The following is a 19,190-nucleotide window of genomic DNA, read 5'->3' as shown; positions in this document are numbered from 1 at the left end:
TCAGTCGCAGGCGCGCTCGAGCAGCGAACCTAGCGTTTTGACGGCATTCTCCATCCTGTCGCCCCAGGGATGACCGAAATTCAATCGGACGTGGTCCTGGAACGCGTGCGTTGCGGAGAAGACTGGCCCCGGTGCGATGCTGATACCGCTCTCTATCGCGAGGCGGTGCAGCGTCATCGCATCGACACGCGACGGAAGTCGAACCCACAGAAAATAGCCTCCGGACGGCAGTGTCCAGCGCGCATCGTCGGGCATCCAGCGGCGCAGCGCACTATCCATTGCGGCCAGCTGGATGCGAAGCGAGCCGCGCAGTTTGCGCAGATGCTTGTCATACCCGCCGTGCTGAAGATAGTCCGCTATGCCTGCCTGGGCCGGGATGCTGGCCGATAAAGTGGTCATCAACTTCAGGCGCTGCACCTTGTCGGTGAAACGGCCCGCCGCTACCCACCCAATGCGGTATCCGGGTGCGAGTGTCTTTGAAAATGAACTGCAGTGCATCACGAGGCCTTTCTTGTCGAAGGCCATGGCCGGCAGAGGGGAGGCCGCTGCATGGTGCAACTCGCCGTACACATCGTCCTCGATGAGCGGCACATCATGCTGGGCAAGAAGTTCGACCAGCGCTTTCTTCTTGTCCTGCGGCATCGCCGCGCCGGTCGGATTCTGAAAGCTGGTCATGAACCAGCATGCTCGAATGGGGTGCTTGTCGAGGGCGTCCGCCAGCGCCTGCAAATCGACGCCTGAAACAGGGTCGACCGGAATCTCCACGGCCCGCAGGTCAAGGCGCTCGATGGCTTGCAACGCCGCGTAAAACCCCGGTGACTCGACGGCCACGACGTCTCCCGGACGCGTCACCGCCATCAAGCACAGGTTGAGCGCTTCCAGAGCGCCATTGGTGACGACAATTTCTTCCATCGGTTGGGCAATGCCCATCCCCATGTACCGCAACGAAATCTGACGACGCAGCTGCTCGTTTCCCGGTGGAAGGTCGGCCACCGTACTCCATGGGCTGATCAGTCGGCTTGCGTGCGCGAGCGATTTGGCGAGGCGCTGAAGTGGAAAAAGCTGCGGAGACGGAAACGCCGAGCCCAAGGGAACAATGTCGGGATGCTTCGCCGCCTCGAGCACCGAAAAGACAAGGTCGCTGATTTCGACCTTGGCCGACTCCAGCGTGGGCGGAAGGCGTGTGCTCTGCCGCTGTTCAGGCGCCGCGCCTGGCGCCACGTAGTATCCGGAGCGCTCGCGTGCCCGGATCAGGCCCCACTCTTCAAGGAGATAGTAGGCTCGAAACACGGTCGACTGGCTGACGCCGTGCTGCGTCGTGAGTTGTCTCAGCGAGGGCATGCGGGAGCCGATGGGACGGCTACCCGAGCGGATTTCGTTGGCCATGGTGGTGGCCAGCAATTCGAAGCGTTTCATTTGACGGCCGTGGTTCGACTGCCTTCGTCACGTGAAGGATTGCGGCCAGCCTGTCTTGGACAGCCGGGCCGTCGAGCAGGCGATGTTGCCTTGAATGAGGCCGATGGGCAAGTTGTCGCGAATCGAACCGCTGGGCGTCGACGCTGGAGCGGCGGTTCCCCGCGCGGGCTATACGCCGACGTGCCTAACGTGGCTCAGGCGTCTCATGCGTCTCATGCGTCGATGGCCCGATCCGATGCTCGTCGCAGACGATTGCCGTGAGTAACATGGGAATGACCTGGTGCACAGTCGCGTCGCTGCCGGCCTGGCGCACGCGTGTTTCCACTGTCTCGACCGGCCCCGACACCACGGCGCCATAGAGCGGCGCTGCGATCGCAGCGCCGCTTCCTTTCCTGAAGATCGTGTCGTCCCGCTGGTAACCGATGACGGCATAGACGCGAAAGCCGAACACCGTCAGATCGGTGCCGTGAGCGGGCCGAAACGCATTGACCGAATTATTCTCGACACGCATCGGATTCGAATCGATGAATTGCCCGTTCTCCAGAGACATGATGAATGCGTGAGGATTCGATCTGCAGTCGAACTCGCTATCGAGCGGATGGGCGTGCGCCACCACCGGCCAGAGGGTCGCGCGCAGCGCAGTGAGCACGACTAGAGCGATGCGAAGGTGCGTTTTCATGCCGGATGGGCGAGAACCAGGTCCGGTCGCTCGCCGACTCGTGTCGGAAATGACAATTTCTCATATCCGCCGGATTTGTGCCTTCGCGAAGTGTGCGCTGACGCTCGTTGCGGGTCAGCTCGAGGAAGCGGGCGCGAACAAACGGAAGCGGGTGTATTGGCGACGCAGCGGCTCCGTCTGCTTGGCGGCCCCACGTCGGACTATCCGTCGCCCTATACCGCGCCGAACGTGACGTGTGGCGTTGCTGGTTGACGGTTGGCGGGGCAGAACGCGCCGGGGTTCGCACAACTCACTCGGTTCGATGCGGAACGTCGTTCGGGAAAGGGTACGGCGCATGAGGGCCCGGCCATTCCGCTGCCGGGGGGCCACGCAAGGCATCGCAGCCGGCGAGACTGGCCAGAAAGCTGCACGTAAGCAAGCCGGCACAAACGAGCCATATCGTTGATCGAGCGTTCATCGCCCACCTCCTGCCTGTGGCGCAACTGCTTGACGTCGTGCGTGAGGACTTTGATCAATTCAAATAGTAGCGGGTGCTGCCGCGTGCTGCCATGCGCCCGAATGTCATTGCCTCTCCCGATCCGCAGGGCATGAAAAAAGGCGGCGAACGGATAAAATCCGCCGCCGCCAATTGGAGCACTTCATTCACTGGAACCGCTGCGAGGATATCTCCCCGGTTAGAAGCGCGTGCGCACGCCCGTGGTCAGCTCGAGCTGGTTGGTGGCGCCGAAGGTGCTGCCAACCGTATAGCCGCCGTGCAGCTTCATGTAGTCGCCGGCCAGATACACTTCGGTGCGCTTGGACAGGTGATAGAAGATCGAACCGTACAAGGTTTCCTTGAAGCCGTTGTGGAGGGCCGAGGTCGGATCGAACGCGCCGATGTTGGCGTTCGGAATATTGCCGTCGCCGTTGTACGCGGCGTTGTGCACGCGCATCTGCTGGTAACCGAGCTCATAGTCGAGCGGACCCTTCGGCGACAGTTTGAGCGACACCGTCCAGGCGTTGTCCTGACGCTGGCCCAGCGCGCCCTGATTGCCCAGGTAACGGAAGTAACCCGCATTGGCGCGCAGGATACCGAACGTGTAGTTGCCGCCCACCGACCACGTCTGGTTGGTAATGCCAACGCGATTCACGTGGCTGTAGAAACCCGACACGTTGAATGGGCCGCCGTTGTAGCCGAGCGCCGCCTGATACGTGGAGTTGGAGCCGAAACTGGTCGAGTTGCCGAACGCGTAGCCCGCGCTGGCAAAAATGCCGTTGCTGAACAGTTTCTTCCAAGCGAGGCCATTGGTATAGCGCGTACCGGTCGGACCGGCCGCGTAGAAAATCATCTGCTTGAAGTTGTTCGAATTGGTCCAGCCGCCTTCTTCCGTCGTCAGTTTGGCGCTGCCATATGCATCACCATAAATGGTTGCCGCGTCGCGGGCGATCGTGTTCTGGAAGCCAGCCGTGATCTTGCCGAACGTGTCGTTCTCGATACCGACCCATGCATCACGGTCGAAGATCTGGCCCGGATCTTCCATCTGGCCGTTGGCGACCACGAATTCGCTCTCCAACCGGAAAATGATCTTCGTGCCGCCACCGATGTCTTCCGCGCCCTTCAGGCCCCAGCGGCTGCCGCTGAACCACGGTTCGCCGTCGTTGCCCATGCCGATGACATGATTACCGTTCGCATCCGCGTGCGTGCGGTAGGTGGGGAAGCTCAGGTCCATCAGGCCGTAGAGCTGGACGCTCGACTGTGCATGTGCGCCGGTCGCCGCGAAAGCGCCTGCCGTGGCGGCCAGTGCCAGATACTTTTTCTTCAAGATCGTCTCCTCAGATTACTACGTTGAAATTTTCTCTTTAGCTGCCTGCTGCGCCCTTCACCCGGCGATCCGGAAGACGGTGATGGTCAACTGATGAGTGCAATCCTAGTGACTTCAATCCTTCACGCTCCTTTCCCGTATCACTTGTACAACTAAGTGAAATCACTGATGTACGGCATTGCGCATGTTTCTGCTAGAACGCATCCTTGCTGCGCAGGATGTAGCCAAGACCACGCAACGTCATGATCTGCGCGCTCGACGTGCCGAGGTGCTTGCGCAGACGGTGGATATAGAGGTCGATGGCGTCCGCGCTCAGCTCGCCGCCGAGACCGGACATGCTCTCCATCAAGGCCGCCTTCGAGACCGTCTTGCCCTGTCTTGTCATCAGGGCCTCGAGAATGGTGTGCTCGCGGCGTCGCAACAACAGTGGCGTGGTGCCGAGAAGGAATGCGCGCGTGCCGGCCAGGTATTGCAGATCGCCGCAAACGAGGACGTCCGGCATGCCGCCCGCTTGCCGGCGAATCAGCGTCTCGATACGCGTGACCAGTTCACGAGCATCGAATGGCTTGACGACATAGTCGTCAGCACCCGCGCTGAAGCAATCGAGCTTGTCGTCCGTCGAGCCATACGCCGTCAGCATCAACACGGGCACCTTGTCGCCGCGACGGCGTAAGCGCGCCAGCACTTCTTTTCCGTCCATGCGGGGCAGGCGGATGTCGAGTAGCACTGCGTCGTAGCGTTGAGCCGCGAGCACCCCATCCGCGCGTTCGCCGTCGGGGACGCAATCAATCGTGAAGTTCTGATTGCGCAGCAAGTTGACAATCCAGTGTGCGAGTTCAGCGTTGTCTTCCACGAGCAGCAGCTTCATCGCGTTTCCTCACTTGCGCGACGCACGGGCAATCCGTGGCGGCGAGGCTCATGGACTCGACATCCACATCACGGGCGAACACGCGGCCGGCTTCACGCACACACTGGAACGCATTGCCGGGGACCACGAAGTTGCCGGTACCAGGGCGGTACCGGCATGGCATCGGGGTCAGACGGCACGCGACCCGCAACAACGATCGGTAAGCGCCGGTTTATTTCGCGCTGACAAACTCGTTGGTATAGGTTTTCCCCAGTTCGACACGCTTGCCCTTGACCGACGGATTGAACGCCGACAGTACCTTGAGCACGGTTGCCGGGCCGTCGGCCGGCATCTTGCCGTCCGCCGTGTACATCGGCAGCGACGCCTTCAGCGCGCTCACGTAGAGCGGCTTGTCCTTCTGGTAGTCGTCGGGCATCTTCGCGGCGATTTCTTCCGCGCTGTGCGTGTGGATGAACTGCATCGTGCGAACGAATGCGTGCGCCAGCTTCGCGGCTTCAGCCTTGTGCGAATCGGCCCATGCCGACTGCACATACAGGCTCGACGCCGGGTAGGTGCCGCCCAGCGCCGCCTTGGTGCCCTCGACCGAGCGCATGTCGACCAGCACCTTGGCGTCGCCGGACTTCTGCAAGGCCGACACGGTGGGCTCGGTCGTCATGCCCGCGTCGATCCGGCCTTGCTTGATTGCCGCGATGAAGCTGGCGTCGGCGCCCACCGGCAGCATCGTGTATTCGGTCGACTGGATGCCGTGTTGTCCGGCGAGGTATTGCGTGAGAAAGCTGGTCGATGAGCCGAGGCCGGTGACGCCGAGTGTCTTACCCTTGACGTCGGCCATCGATTTGATCGTGTCGGCGGCCTTGGTCGATACCAGCTCGACCTCGCCCGGCACCTGCCCGAACACCACGATCGCCTTGACGTCCTTGCCCTTGGTTTGCAGGTCGATCGTATGGTCGTAGAAGCCGACCACCGCCTGGACCGCGCCAGCCAGCAGTTCGTTTTCAGCGTCGACGCCGGCCGGCTGCGACAGCAGTTCGACGTCGAGCCCTTCGTCCTTGAAATAGCCGAGCTGTTCGGTCAGGCGTGCCGGCAGGTAGATCAGCTTCGTGATGCCGCCCACCATGATGGTGATCTTGCCGCTGTCCGCCGCGGTCGCCTGCTGCGAGGCAAGGCCGAAAAGCAGGCTGGAAGCGATGGCGATATGGCGCAGCGTGCGAAAGCTCGAGGTCATCGATAGTCTCCGTTATTGTTTCTGGCAGCGGAATGCCGCCCGTCTGTCTGCTTTGACGGAGCGATTCTAGGCGAGCGAATCCTTCCCAAGGCTTTCACGGAGGTCCATGCCCGATACGGGATTTCCACTAGCAGCCGCTTGAGTTGACCCACGCTCACGACTTCACTCGAACGATGGAATAGCGCGATCGCTCGGTTCGTTTAGGCGACTGCGCAGGCGGCTGGATAGGCGGCCGATTCAGCACCTGCGGCACGAGACTCTCACCGTGCCGATTCGTAGCGGCCGGTTGATTTCCGCTCAACCGCGCGGAGCGTCCGCGGCCGGCCAGACGCCCACGCATGCCGGGTTGGGGTCCGCGATCCTTTCGCGTGACGTAAAGTCCTCCCTTTTCAGGCCGTTAGAGCGGAAAGAGCACCGCTCTCGCCGCCGACCTTCCGGAACACCACGACGCCCCCGTCCACCGCACCCATGCACAAAGCAGCAGCCCAACCAGCTAACTTGTCCCGCGCCGAACTCCGGCGTCTCATCGTGGCGATCGTGATCGGCAACGGTTTCGTTGCGTACGACTTCACTGTGTACAGCTTTTCGGCCGTGCTGATCGGCAATCTGTTCTTTCCGTCCGGCAACCCCGTGTCGTCGCTGCTGCTCTCGCTTGCCACCTTCGGCGCGGGCTTCGTGATGCGCCCGCTCGGCGGGATCATGATCGGCCACATCGCCGACAGCCGGGGCCGCAAGGCCGGCATGACCGTCTCGCTTGCGCTGATGACGCTCGGCACGTGGCTGATCGCGTGCCTGCCCACCTATGCGTCGATCGGTCTCGCGGCGCCGGTGCTGATGGTGCTCGCGCGGCTGATGCAGGGGCTCGCGGCGGGCGGAGAGATCGGGCCGGTGGCGGCTTCGCTGATGGAGTCGGTTGCGTACCGGCACCGCTGTTTCGTGGTGAGCTGGCGCGGCGCGAGCCAGGGCGCGGCCGCGTTCGCCGCCGCGCTGGTCGGCGCGAGCACCACCGCGCTGCTTTCTCCCGAGGCCATGCAGAGCTGGGGATGGCGCATTCCGTTCGTGCTGGGCGGCGGCCTGATTGGCCCGGTCGGCTGGTATCTGCGCCGCCGTATGCCGGCGGCCCGGCGGCAGTCGATTGGACGGCTGAATCCTGGGCGCCTGTTCGTCGAGTACACGCGCCCGCTCGTCTGCGGCATTCTGATGACGGCGGCGACTTCGGTGACCATCTATCTCACCGTGTTCTACATGCCGTCCTACCTGGTGCGAACGCTGCATCGGCCGCCGGCGATCAGCCTGCTGACCGCCTGTCTCTCGGGCCTCGCGATCTTCGTGGTGACGCCGCTGGTAGGGCGTGCCGCCGACCGGTTCGCGAGCCGCAAGACGCTCCAGTACCTGTTTTTCGTGGCGTCACTGGCGGCGGCATGGCCGGTCTTCTGGATGCTGACCCACGGCGTGAGCGATCTCGCCGCGCTCGTCATCATCACGGCGTACGTGGCGCTCGCAGTGAACAACGAGGGTGCGATCATGGTGCTGATGATGGAGGCCTTTCCCGCGCATCGGCGCGCGGCGAGCCTTGCCGTGATCTTCGGTGTTGGCGTTGTCGTGTTCGGCGGGTTTTCGCCGTTCTTCGTCACATGGCTCATCAATGTAACGGGCAACCCGATGATTCCTGCGTGGTACGTGATGGCCGCCACCGGGCTCACGCTCGTCGCGCTGAACCGGTTTCCCGAGCGGGCGCCGGCGGAGGAGCCCGCATACGCTGCACAGCCGCCGGCATGATGCGCCGGTTCAGTCGCTACGCCGCATTGCGATGCGTCAGATCCCATGCGAGCGCACGCATGTCCTGCGGGCTCATGTCGAACGCGCGGCGAAACGCGCGGGTGAAATCCGATGGGCTCTGGAAGCCGAGCCCGTAAGCGATTTCGGTGATCTGCAGATGCGGGAAACGGACCAGTTCGTCCGCCGCTTCCCGCAGCCGGCGATTGCGAATGTAGGCGCCGAGCCCGCCGTCGGGCTCGAACCAGCGGTAGACCGTGGCGCGCTTCAGTCGCAGCGCTTCGACGATACGGGTCGGCGTGAGGTCGCCCTGGTGCAGATTGGCTTCGACGTAACGCCGGACCTGTCCCATTACCGCGGCCTGCAGCGCGGCGCGGCCCTCGCCTGTCAGGCGCGATTCCTTGCGAAAGGCCGCGATCAGAAGCTGGGCGCCGGCATTCAATGCGGCGGTCGCGCTCTGAGCGTCGAGCGTCGGTATTTCCCTGGCGATGGCCGCCATGTGATCCATGACGAGGCTGGTCAGCGGCGAGCCCAGTGGGAGGATGCGGCCATGCAGCGACGCGCCGTCACGAAGCTCCTCGTCCACGATCGCCGCCGGCAGGAACAGACTCAGCAGACGACAGGCGGGCCGCTCGGCCCGAAACGGCTGATTCATATCGAATGCGACGATGCCTTGCACCGAGCCCGGATCGCTGCGTTTCTTGCGCATGCCGGTCACGTTGCCGATTTCGCCTTCCACGAACAGCTGAAAGGCGTAATCGCGGCGCGTGTCGGTGGACACTCGCGCCACCGAGCGTTCGAGCACCAGTTTCTCGGTGCGGCAGTCGGTAAACGTCATGCCGCCCACCGCATATAAATCGATGTCGCCGCGGAACCCCCCGGCGACCTGCTGCTTCGACGGCGGTACGTCGACTACGTGGCCCACGCGCTTGCGCCAGGCGAGCAGTTGCTCGTCGGCTGCCAGCGCGCGTGTACTGAAGCTGCTCGTCGTGATGACCGGGCGCGGCTCGGCTGCGGCAGCGGTTGCGTCGGCCACCGGGCTATACGGCAGTGAGCGCTGGTTCATGAGCCAATTGCAGCGAGCGAAGAATACGGTTGGGGCAAGACAGCCGCGGCAGGCGAAATATTTACGCCTGGCCGTCGGGAACTGAGACGCATGGTAAAGCCTGACAAAAAAGGCGCGTTATCGTAGGACGATTAGATGCAGATCGTTTTCACTGATGGCGCGGCGAGTCATTGTATCCGCTGTATCCGCGCCCCGTTCTGAAAGCGCAACTGCGCGTTGACAAGAGTGCCGCCTCGGCATGCGCGGCGCAATAAGGGCGAGCTAGCCAGGCATCGCCCGTCTGGCCAGGTTACGGGGTGCGAGAAAATGAGCGGCACGATCAATCGACCGACCGCGCGGCGCGGTGGGCGGCTTCCAGCCAGTCTGGTGGACAGCCAGTTGGAGCATCTGGAGAGCATGGTCCAGTACTTGACGCGTGGGGACGCGGATAGTGCGCTCGACCGGCTCGACCACGAGTATTGGGAAAGGCGCATTCGTGCACTGCAAGAAACGCACGATCTGATTGCCAGCCAGCAGCGTCGTGTAAGCAAGCTTCTCGACCGGCTCCAGAGGTAAGCGGGTATCGGGATGCGGCGTAGCACTACGGTGTGAATATGCAGTGAATACGCTGACAGAGTAGTTGCGGTAAACGGGGTTAGTAGCGGGGAGGCCACATCGATGCCGCAGAGCATCGGCACGTCGACGCCAATCGCGACCGGATCCGTGTGCGGCGCCGATCGTGACTGGATCGGCGTGTTTTGCGCACTATCCCGATCACCTTTGGTTGACCCACGTGTCATATGAATCAACGCGCATCGCCGCGAGCCACCAATCCGCGTCCGGCTCCCTGCGCAGCGGCCCCGGCTCGCGTAACCGCGCCGCCCGGTCTCCGGAGGCCCTTGAACTTCAGGAGAGGCGCTTCGATGAATCGCCACGACAGAACGGCGATCGCCAACGAAATCAGAAACGAAGCCACAATCCCCGCAACATGCGCCCACCCCGGCACGGCGCCGCCGAAAAGAGCCACCGCATGATGATTCCGCGTCAAATCCGGAATGAGATTGTGATAGAGATAAAACCCATAGCTGATACGCCCAAAACTCACGAGCCAACGGGTCTCGAGCAGACCCATGATCACAGCGCTCCGGCAGCAGGCAATCGAACACACCAGCGCCGCGATGCAGGCACCATACGCCGCGGAAACAGCGGTCAGCACAAGCGGACTCGTCAACTCGCTCCACACGGGCTCGGTCGCGCAGAACCCGACAACGCATGCCGCCAGCGCGATTGACGTCACGCCATGTCCCAGCACGGCCCGCAAGCGGTGCGCGTCTGCGGCGATCATCAGGCCGCCGATTCCGCCGAGCGCCAGCATCCAGAAATTGGTCAACGGATGCGTGTAGATCGTGATCTCCTGCCAGTGCGCCGCGCGCATCGCGAGCAACGAAGCGAGTCCCACCACCACGATTACCGCACACACCGCCCCATGCCGCCGCGCGGCGATCAGCAACATCAACGGCGCGAACACCAGATAAAACTGCTCCTCGATCGCAAGGCTCCAGAGATGTGAGTAACGCCCCGGCCAGTAATGCAGCACTGAACCGATCCAGAAGTTCGACAGATAAGCAAAATGAAACGGCATGCCGCCAGCCAGTTCGGGATCCGCCATGCCGAGCGTCATCAATACGCACATCACCGCGAGCATCAGGTAGTAAATCGGGAATATGCGCAGCGTGCGGCGAAACAGGAAACGCTTCAGCTCGGCGGCAAAGCGACTGCCGTTGCGTTCAATGCGCGCGCGTTGCTCGGACAGAATGCCGATAATCAGAAATCCGCTCAGCGCGAAGAAAATCCATACGCCCAGATGGCCGATTTCGCCGATATCGCCAAACAGGCGGTGCTGAAAAAACACCATCAGGACCGCAAGCGCACGCAGTCCGTCGAAGCCGGCAATCCTGTTGTTCATGAGGTCGTCTTCCAGGGACAACGGCGGTGCGCGAAGCGCCGCCGTTCAGGGCGATAGTGGAAGGGCCGGAGCGCATTGCGACGGCCAGTCGGCAATGGCAACTAGAGGACGCCGCAAGGACGCTCAGCGATCCGGCCGATCGAAGATCGGCCGGCGGCGTATCCGGTCCACAAGAGTGGCCGCCGTCGGGAGGTGGCAGCGCTCGCAATGCGCGATGTCCGACAGGCGTGCATGAACCCATGCTACGACGAAAAAAAGCGAAAATAATCACGCGGTGTATTCATCGATTTTTTTCCGCGGTTATTACCGGTAGGCGTTGCTGATTTGCCATTCAAAGCCGCAAAACTTTCCGGCAAGCGAATACTGAATGATTCAGCATTACCGCATGCCGACATTTAAGTTTCAGATAAGTTTCAGATCGCTGCCAATGCATGCGCGATTAAAGGGCGGTTGTCAGCGCGCACGGGGATAATCCGCGGCATCGGCGGGAACGTTTTAATGTCATGGTATTCCTATGAGAAATAGCGGAATATGACTGTCTCTCACGGCGCATTGGATACGCGCCATCTGCGAGAACCCGAATGGAATCACGCCGCGGACGCTCGATCGAAGTGGATTTTTTCCGCGGTATCGTGCTGATCGTCATCGTGCTGGACCACATGCCCGGCAGCGTGCTGTCGCATCTGATGCTGCATGCCTACGCATTGTGCGATTCGGCTGAAGTGTTCGTATTTATCGGCGGCTACGCGTCCGCAGCGGCCTATACGAGGGTGCTCGCGGGCCGAGGCGAGAGCGCGGCGAACCGGCGTTTCGTCAGGCGCTGCTGGGAAATCTACCGCGCCTATTTGCTGACGGCAGTATTGACGCTATTATCCGGCGCCATTCTCGCGACGCTGCATCTGAACCCGCCAATGGTCGATCTGACCAGTTGGACGCCGTTCGCGGCGCAGCCGTTGCGCGAAGCACTCGATATCGCCGTGCTGCGGCGTCAGCCGTATCTGTCGAGCGTGCTGCCCATGTACGTGATCTTTGCGCTGTGCGTGCCGTTCGCGGTGCCGCTCGCGCGCCGTTCGCCACTGCTGGCGCTTGGGCTCAGTCTGGCGATCTGGGCGCTCGCCCGGCCGCTGGCCGCGCTATTGAGCATTGACGACATGGCCGACTGGGCTTTTAACCCGTTTGCGTGGCAGCTGATGTTCGTGCTCGGAATGCTGTGCCGGGTGCAGCCCATCAGCGAGCGCTTTCACGCCACCCGCGCCGCGCGCTGGCTGACGTGGGCCGCGGCGATCGCGGTACTGGCATTCGCTATACTCAAACTCTTCGTGCTGACGCAACCGTTGCCCGGCACGTTTAAACAGAACCTTTCCGTGGACCGTGTGATCAACTTCCTCGTCATTGCCTGGCTCGCGGCGCAGTTCGTTCGGATGGGCAGCATCGCGCGGCTCGCGAGGCGGCTGCCCGCGGTGGTGACTGTCGGCCGTACCGGGCTCGTGTGTTTCGTCGCCGGCACGCTGGTCTCCTTGATCGTCGATACGGCCACGCCGCATATGTTTCACGGTTTTCGCGGCACGCTGATCGGACTCGGCGGCGATCTGGTCGCCATCGGCGCCGTGCTGATGATCGCGCGCGGCTGGGACGGCTGGAAGGGGCTGCAGTCGCGCGCGGCGGCCAATGGGGCAGGTTGCGGATGAGGGCGCGTTCGCGCCGCATGCGCACACGAGTTTCACGCGCGCTCGCCACGGCTGTCAGTGCGATGCTAGGGCTGAGCGCCGCCGAGGCGCTCGGCGCACCTAAGGACGCACCTAAGGACGCACCGCTCGCGATGCGTTGCGTGGAATTCGCCGGCGCCGTGTTGCCGCCGGAACTCATCGCCATGCCCACTGCCGGCGTGCAGATCGAAAGTGCGGCGATGGTGGGCGCAACCGTGCCCGGCAATCAGCAAGGCGGCGAATATTGCCGTATCACCGGCCGCATCAAAGGGCTCAACGCGAGCACGCCCGATATCCGTTTCGACCTGAATCTGCCGCGCCGCTGGAATGGCCGCGCGCTGCAGATCGGCGGCGGCGGGTACAACGGCGTGGTGGTCAGCGGCACAGGCGTGATTCCGTTTTCGCCGGATCGCGCGCCGCTTGCGCAAGGCTATGCGACCTTCGGCGACGACTCGGGACACGTGGGCGATTCGTCGCTCGCGATCTTCGGGCTGGTCGACGACGCCGTGACGAATTTCGGCTACGCGCATCTGAAGAAAACGCATGACGCGGCGCTTGCACTCATCGCGCGCGCTTACGGCCGTCCGCCACACCGGATGTACTTCGCCGGTGGTTCGACCGGCGGGCGTGAAGGCTACACGGTCATGCAGCGCTTTCCGGACGACTACGACGGCGTGATCGCCAATTCGCCGGCGCTCAATTTTTCCGGCGTGCGCCTGCTCGGCGTGGAACTCGGCCAGGCCGAATACGCCACGCGCGGCGGCTACCTTCCGCCGCCGTTGCTCGAACACGTGTATCAACATACGCTGGCGGTTTGTGACCGCCTCGACGGCGCGGAGGACGGCATCATCAGCGACGTCGCCGCATGCCGCCAGCACGAAGCGGACATCATCGCCTCCTTGCGCTGCGCCGGGCATACGCCGTCGCACGACGAATGCCTCACCGACGCACAGTTATCCACCTTGCTCGTGATGCGCGACGGTCTGTCGTTGCCGTACCGGCTGGCGTGGAACGTCAGCGGTTATCGCGGCTACAACGTCTTTCAGGGCACGCATCTGACCGGCACGCTCGGGCTCGGGCATCAACCCGGCCGGCAGCCGGTGCCGACCTTCTTCGCCAACGGCTACCTGTTTGCTCAGGGCGACGGCTACGTCCGCTATTTCGTTGCGCGCGACCCGAGCTTCGACTCGCTCGGCTTCGACCCCCAACATCCGGGGAAATATCGGGCGCAACTGGTCGCGCTGTCGCAGACGATCGGCGCGATGAACACCGATCTGACGCGCTATATCGCACGCGGCGGCAAGCTCATCACGCTGCAAGGCCTCGCCGACGAAGTCGTCAGCCCGCACCAGACGATCGCCTACTACGAGGCGCTGATCGACCGTTTCGGCATCGACCAGGTCAACGCGTTCATGCGGCTTTATATGGTGCCGGGTTTCCAGCACGGCAGCGGCGTGTTCATTCCGTCGGTGGACCTGCTCGGCGCGCTCGACAACTGGGTGACGCGTGGCGTATCGCCCGAGACGCTGAGCGCGACCGACATTGCGGCGGCCACCAATGGGCGCTCCCGGCCGTTGTGCCGCTATCCGCTGTTTCCACGCTATGCGGGCAAGGGCAATCTGAATCTCGCCAGCAGTTTCGTGTGCGCCGAACCGTAAGGGCGGGGTGAGCGAAGCCTGCGCGGTTTTTACTTAAAAGAGCGCCGCGCTGCACGCTTTCGATCTTTCATTTAAATTGCGGGTGCGGTCGCGCATTCGCACCGCCTCCTTCCAATCCAATACCGGTGTCTGCCATCGTCGAACCCATGCAGCCAATCGTTTCGGTTACGAATCTTTCAAAAACCTATGCAACGGGTTTTCACGCGCTCAAAAACATCAATCTGGCTATCCACCGCGGAGAAATCTTCGGCTTGCTCGGCCCGAACGGCGCGGGCAAGACCACGCTGATCAGCATCATCTGCGGCATCGTCAATGCGAGCGAAGGCAGCGTGACGGTGGACGGCCGCGATATCGCGGCCGACTACCGTGGCGCGCGCTCGCTGATCGGGCTGGTGCCGCAGGAGCTCACCACCGACTCGTTCGAAACCGTCTGGGCAACCGTTTCTTTCAGCCGTGGACTGTTCGGCAAACCGAAAAACCCCGCTTACATCGAAAAGATCTTGCGGGATCTGTCGCTGTGGGAAAAGCGCAATAGCAAGATCATTACGCTGTCGGGCGGCATGAAGCGGCGCGTGCTGATCGCGAAGGCGCTCTCGCACGAACCGCGCGTGCTGTTTCTCGACGAACCGACCGCCGGCGTGGACGTCGAGTTGCGCCGTGACATGTGGAAGCTGGTGCGCTCGCTCGCCGCGAGCGGCGTGACGATCATCCTCACCACCCACTATATCGACGAAGCCGAGGAAATGGCCGACCGCATCGGCGTGATCAACGCGGGCGAGATCATGCTGGTCGAAGAGAAGACCGAGTTGATGCGCAAGCTCGGCAAGAAGCAGTTGACCTTGCAACTGGACGATCCGCTCGAGCAGGTACCGCCGGCACTCGTTCAGTATGGGCTGGATGTCGCGAAGGGCGGCAACGAGCTGATCTACACGTACGAGGGCGACGGCGGCCGCACCGACATCATCGCGCTGCTCAAGGCACTCGACGACGCCGGCATCCGTTTCAAGGACCTGCATACCACGCAAAGTTCGCTCGAAGACATCTTCGTCAGTCTGCTCCGGGGTGATCAATGAATCTCTACGCAATTCGCGCGATCTACAAGTTCGAAATGGCGCGCACGTGGCGCACGCTGATGCAAAGCATCATCGCGCCGGTGATTTCCACTTCGCTTTACTTCGTCGTGTTCGGCGCGGCGATCGGCTCGCGCATCAAGGAGGTGGACGGCATCAGTTACGGCGCGTTCATCGTGCCGGGTTTGATCATGCTGTCGCTGCTGTCGCAAAGCATTTCGAATGCTTCGTTCGGGATTTACTTTCCGCGCTTCACGGGGACGATCTATGAGCTGCTGTCGGCGCCGGTCTCGTATCTCGAGATCGTCGTGAGTTATGTGGGCGCGGCGGCGACCAAGTCGATTCTGCTGGGCCTGATCATTCTCGCCAGCGCGGGACTGTTCGTGCCGTTGCAGGTGCAGCACCCGCTCTGGATGATTCTGTTTCTCGTGCTCACCGCGGTGACGTTCAGTCTGTTCGGTTTCATCATCGGCATCTGGGCCGATAGCTTCGAGAAGCTGCAACTCGTGCCGCTTCTGATCGTCACGCCGCTGACGTTTCTCGGCGGCAGTTTCTATGCGGTCAATATGCTGCCGCCGTTCTGGAAGGTCGTGACGTTGTTCAATCCGATCGTCTATCTGGTCAGCGGGTTTCGCTGGAGCTTCTATGGGATCGCAGACGTGCATGTCGGCGTGAGCCTTGGCATGACCGCGGTGTTTCTCGCGGTGTTTCTCGCGATCGTCGCGTGGATCTTCAAGACGGGCTATCGTCTTAAGTCGTGATCGGCATCCCCATCACGGATGCCGATATCCATTACGACACATACCCCTGCGCGACGTTGATCAACTGCACGCGGTTGCGCACCTTGAACAATTGCCGCAGCCGGCGCAGGTGGTAGTCGACGTTGTGCGGCGACAGCCCGAGGAAGTAGGCGATTTCCTTGTCGCGCTGCCCCTGTACCACCGCCCTCAGCACCGCATGCTGCAAGTCGCTCAGCGCGACGCGCTGCGGCTGCTCGGGCGCAATGCCAATCACGCTTTTCGCGTGCGTCCAGATGAATTCGTGGATCGTGTGCGCGAACATCAGCGTCTCGGCCACGATCGATTCGGTCATCCAGCGCGGATTGCCGATCTCCGAATTGAAGCACAGGCTCGCGCTCAATTCCGGCTCGGGCAGCGGCATCTGCGTCAGAATCCCGCTTTTGCGGCCGGTCGCCTCCAGCAGGTCGATCATGCCGCAGAGCCGCTCGCTGCGCATTTGCGCACGCGGCAGATCGGCGCGCATGTCGGCTGTATTCCACAGGAACGGCAGCCCGGTCGGCGACGCCAGCGCGACACGCGGATCGAGCTCGAAATAGCGCTCGCGGAAGTAACGCGTGAGCCACGCCTGCGACTCGTAGCTGGTCAGCACGAACATCGTCTTGTGATGGGCGGTGGTGCGCGTGGCCGTATAGCTGAACGAGTCGAAGCCGAGCTGTTTGATGCGCTGCCGCACGAATTCGATGCGGTCCTGCGCACTGCCAAAACGGACCAGCGGACTGATGACGGGCGTGGCCCGCCGCGTGGCAGGCGAGGGCGTGCCGATTTCCTCCTCGGTGAAGAGCGTGAGAAAGCCCGCCGTCGTCATGCCTGACGAAGCCGTGCGGACTGCCGCCCGGGTTGCTTCAGCCGCGTGGGCTGATTTCGCCGGTTGCCGCGCGCCGGCCTGGTAAGCCGATTGTGCGGAAACCGCTGAGTTGTAAGATGCCGACGCCCGACCGGCTTCGCCTTGCGGCGAGCCAGTCAGCCAATGCGGCAGCGTATCGCATTCGTGTTCCATGAAACGGTAGCTCCGGCGTTCGAAACGCGTGATGGACGACGACCTGAATGATTAACTATTTCCAAATATTACGGTAGCTGCTTCCTTGCTATCATTTTTGAAATCTTGCGCTGACTGCTTGCGGGCGGGCGCGAGCCCGCTGGGTTTCTCATCTGCATGCGGCATGTTTCAGGAGACGCGATGGCAAGAGTTCCAAAGCTGACAACAACGCTCGCCTACGATCGCTATATGGCGGGCCAGAAACTGGTGTCGAGCGTCGAGCGGCCGTGGCGAAACCTGGTGCTGCGCTCGTATCTCGAACCGAACGAGCAGGAACTGCTGGAGGCGCCCGGCTTGCAGGACCTCACGCTGATGACGCTCGCCAGCGGCGCCGAACATCTCGAGCGCAACCTGGACGGCCGCTGGGAAAGTGCCGACCTGCGGTTGGGCGACGTCTGGTTCGTGCCGCCCGTGCCGATCTCCTGGCGCTGGCGTTCGATCAGCGACGAGCCGTTGTCGACCGTCCATCTGCCCATGGAGCGAAGCCTGATCGACAGCGTCGCCGATCAGATGGAACTGGGCGGCTCACGCGAGCTGTCACTGAGCGACGCGATGCAGTTTCACGATCCGCTGATCGCGGCGATGCTCGCTGCATTGCATCGCGCTGCCGGCGATCCGTCCGACTCGCGTCTTTACGTCGACGCGTTGGCTCACGCGCTCGCCGCGCATCTGTTGCAACATTATTCGCGCGGCCGCAACAACGGTTCAGCAGGTCCGGCGGCGGGCCCGGAGCGGCTGGTGCCGCGTCGCATACGCCGCGTGATCGACTACGTGCAGGCCAATCTTGCCGCCGATCTGGCGATCAGCGAACTGGCCGCGCACGCCGGACTCAGCAGTTTTCACTTCGCGCGCGTGTTTCGCCGCGAGACCGGCGAAACGCCACATCAGTTCGTTACGCGCTTGCGGCTGGAAGAAGCCGCGAGACTGCTGCGCACTACCGATCAGACGGTGCTGCAAATCGCGCTTGCGGTTGGTTTCGAGAATGCCAGTCATTTCTCCGTGCAGTTCAAGCGTGGCTATGGCGTGACGCCGCTTGCTTACCGGTTGCGCGGCTGATCCGAGGTTTGCGCGGTTCGCGGCGGGATGGTGGTTCGTGACCGCGAGCCGGCAGCGCCGCGGCAGTCGCGGCCGGCACTGTGCGCGTACCCGTTTGCGTGGACAGTGTGCAGTGCGGCAATCGATTACCGGTCGATTACCGGCCACCGCGATCGGCACGCCGCGCGCAACGTATCGCCAAATGCCGCGGTGGATCATCGAGTGGCAAGTCCGATGAGCCGCCATGGCGGCAAACACGCAACTTTCGCAGTGTGCTGCTCATTGCGCGGCTTGCAAACTACGAACTTTCGGGGCGCATGTGAAGAGAGAAATGGCGCCGGCTGGCCTCGATGCTGCTTGGCCGCTCTTTTTCAACTGGCCTGACCGGATGTGCGGCAACTGTACCTGTCGATGCCACGCACCGGCCGACAGAATATCGCGCCAGCGGCTTGGCTTGGCTTGGCTCGGCCTGGCCGGCGTCTGACCGACCAGGCCATTCAACCCGTCATACCGGATACCTAGCGATGACCCAACTTCGAATCACTTCATGCGGCCATGTATTGACCGCCGAAACCCATCCGGACGCGCCGCAAACCGTGGCCGCTTTCCTGAAGCTGCTGCCGTACCGCCAGAAGATCATCCATGTGCGCTGGAGCGGCGAGGGCTGCTGGGTGCCTCTCGGCGACTTCAAGCTCGAGAACGACGGCGCGCCGGTCGGTTTCGAGAATCACACGAGTCATCCGTCGGTCGGCGACATTCTCTTCTACCCGGGCGGCTACAGCGAAACGGAGATCATCCTCGCCTACGGCTCCTGCTGCTTCGCAAGCAAGCTGGGCCAACTCGCGGGCAATCACTTCCTGACCATCGTCGAAGGTAAGGAGAAGCTGCGCGAACTCGGCACCAAGGTGCTATGGGAAGGCGCGCAGGAAGTGCTGTTCGAGAAGATCTAGGCGGCTGGGCCGCATAACCGCGTAGGGCTCGCACGGGGCGGCGAGGCAGCGCGGGCCGCCGGGCATCCGGGCCGCCGGGCATCCGGCGTGGGTCCGCTGGGGGTCCGCCGCCGGTCCGTTGTAGAGCTCGGCGCCGCCGTGGCGTACCGGTGGCAGCC

At 62.6% G+C, this 19,190-nt stretch carries 16 protein-coding genes; 8 read left to right on the top strand and 8 right to left on the bottom strand.

Annotation, left to right across the window (positions count from 1 at the left end; translation table 11 throughout):
• From DLM46_RS28045 to DLM46_RS28025, 5 genes are all read right to left on the bottom strand, one after another.
• A complete protein-coding gene (locus DLM46_RS28045; protein WP_115105760.1) occupies nt 1-1,416 on the bottom strand; it encodes an aminotransferase-like domain-containing protein in 1,416 nt (471 codons plus the stop codon).
• Nucleotides 1,417-1,600: 184 nt separating this feature from the next.
• Nucleotides 1,601-2,095, bottom strand: coding sequence for a hypothetical protein (locus DLM46_RS28040; protein ID WP_115105757.1), 495 nt, complete (start codon nt 2,093-2,095; stop codon nt 1,601-1,603).
• A 674-nt stretch (nt 2,096-2,769) separates the two neighbouring features.
• On the bottom strand, nt 2,770-3,897 hold the full coding sequence (locus tag DLM46_RS28035; RefSeq protein ID WP_115105755.1) for a porin: 1,128 nt from the start codon (nt 3,895-3,897) through the stop codon (nt 2,770-2,772).
• A gap of 193 nt (nt 3,898-4,090) precedes the next feature.
• Nucleotides 4,091-4,765, bottom strand: a complete 675-nt coding sequence (locus DLM46_RS28030) for a response regulator (RefSeq protein ID WP_115105752.1) — start codon at nt 4,763-4,765, stop codon at nt 4,091-4,093.
• A 211-nt stretch (nt 4,766-4,976) separates the two neighbouring features.
• Nucleotides 4,977-5,990 carry an ABC transporter substrate-binding protein gene (locus tag DLM46_RS28025; protein WP_115105750.1) on the bottom strand — a complete coding sequence of 338 codons (1,014 nt, stop codon included), beginning with the start codon at nt 5,988-5,990 and terminating at the stop codon, nt 4,977-4,979.
• 528 nt (nt 5,991-6,518) lie between these two features.
• On the opposite strand from DLM46_RS28025, the gene DLM46_RS28020 reads away from it, so the two are divergent.
• Nucleotides 6,519-7,769, top strand: a complete 1,251-nt coding sequence (locus DLM46_RS28020) for an MFS transporter (protein WP_244306396.1) — start codon at nt 6,519-6,521, stop codon at nt 7,767-7,769.
• 16 nt (nt 7,770-7,785) lie between these two features.
• Here the strand turns inward: DLM46_RS28020 and DLM46_RS28015 are convergent, their stop codons facing one another.
• On the bottom strand, nt 7,786-8,832 hold the full coding sequence (locus DLM46_RS28015; RefSeq protein ID WP_115105744.1) for an AraC family transcriptional regulator: 1,047 nt from the start codon (nt 8,830-8,832) through the stop codon (nt 7,786-7,788).
• A 306-nt stretch (nt 8,833-9,138) separates the two neighbouring features.
• On the opposite strand from DLM46_RS28015, the gene DLM46_RS28010 reads away from it, so the two are divergent.
• Nucleotides 9,139-9,387: a hypothetical protein gene (locus tag DLM46_RS28010; protein ID WP_115105741.1), complete on the top strand. Its 249-nt coding sequence runs from the start codon at nt 9,139-9,141 to the stop codon at nt 9,385-9,387.
• Between the two features lie 229 nt (nt 9,388-9,616).
• Here the strand turns inward: DLM46_RS28010 and DLM46_RS28005 are convergent, their stop codons facing one another.
• Nucleotides 9,617-10,777: an acyltransferase family protein gene (locus DLM46_RS28005; RefSeq protein ID WP_115105739.1), complete on the bottom strand. Its 1,161-nt coding sequence runs from the start codon at nt 10,775-10,777 to the stop codon at nt 9,617-9,619.
• A gap of 581 nt (nt 10,778-11,358) precedes the next feature.
• Here DLM46_RS28005 and DLM46_RS28000 point away from each other — a divergent pair.
• From DLM46_RS28000 to DLM46_RS27985, 4 genes are all read left to right on the top strand, one after another.
• Nucleotides 11,359-12,465, top strand: coding sequence for an OpgC domain-containing protein (locus DLM46_RS28000; protein ID WP_115105737.1), 1,107 nt, complete (start codon nt 11,359-11,361; stop codon nt 12,463-12,465).
• On the top strand, nt 12,462-14,141 hold the full coding sequence (locus tag DLM46_RS27995; protein WP_425274019.1) for a tannase/feruloyl esterase family alpha/beta hydrolase: 1,680 nt from the start codon (nt 12,462-12,464) through the stop codon (nt 14,139-14,141). The genes DLM46_RS28000 and DLM46_RS27995 overlap by 4 nt, the downstream gene beginning before the upstream one ends.
• Before the next feature lie 146 nt (nt 14,142-14,287).
• The gene (locus tag DLM46_RS27990) at nt 14,288-15,214 is read left to right on the top strand and encodes an ABC transporter ATP-binding protein (RefSeq protein WP_115105890.1); all 927 of its coding nucleotides are present in this window, start codon (nt 14,288-14,290) and stop codon (nt 15,212-15,214) included.
• Nucleotides 15,211-15,972, top strand: coding sequence for an ABC transporter permease (locus DLM46_RS27985; protein ID WP_115105734.1), 762 nt, complete (start codon nt 15,211-15,213; stop codon nt 15,970-15,972). Before DLM46_RS27990 ends, DLM46_RS27985 begins: the two co-directional genes overlap by 4 nt.
• Before the next feature lie 31 nt (nt 15,973-16,003).
• Here the strand turns inward: DLM46_RS27985 and DLM46_RS27980 are convergent, their stop codons facing one another.
• On the bottom strand, nt 16,004-17,008 hold the full coding sequence (locus DLM46_RS27980) for a helix-turn-helix transcriptional regulator (RefSeq protein ID WP_115105731.1): 1,005 nt from the start codon (nt 17,006-17,008) through the stop codon (nt 16,004-16,006).
• 180 nt (nt 17,009-17,188) lie between these two features.
• On the opposite strand from DLM46_RS27980, the gene DLM46_RS27975 reads away from it, so the two are divergent.
• Together DLM46_RS27975 and DLM46_RS27970 are read left to right on the top strand one after the other, a co-directional pair.
• Nucleotides 17,189-18,103, top strand: a complete 915-nt coding sequence (locus DLM46_RS27975) for a helix-turn-helix domain-containing protein (RefSeq protein ID WP_115105729.1) — start codon at nt 17,189-17,191, stop codon at nt 18,101-18,103.
• Between the two features lie 503 nt (nt 18,104-18,606).
• On the top strand, nt 18,607-19,032 hold the full coding sequence (locus DLM46_RS27970) for a DUF3830 family protein (RefSeq protein WP_115105726.1): 426 nt from the start codon (nt 18,607-18,609) through the stop codon (nt 19,030-19,032).
• The last annotated feature ends 158 nt before the right edge of the window (nt 19,033-19,190 follow it).

The organism is Paraburkholderia lacunae, assembly GCF_003353175.1.
GTDB classification, from domain to species: Bacteria; Pseudomonadota; Gammaproteobacteria; order Burkholderiales; family Burkholderiaceae; genus Paraburkholderia; species Paraburkholderia lacunae.
Note: the sequence above shows the minus strand (reverse complement) of the source record. Positions and strands in the feature narration are given on the sequence as shown.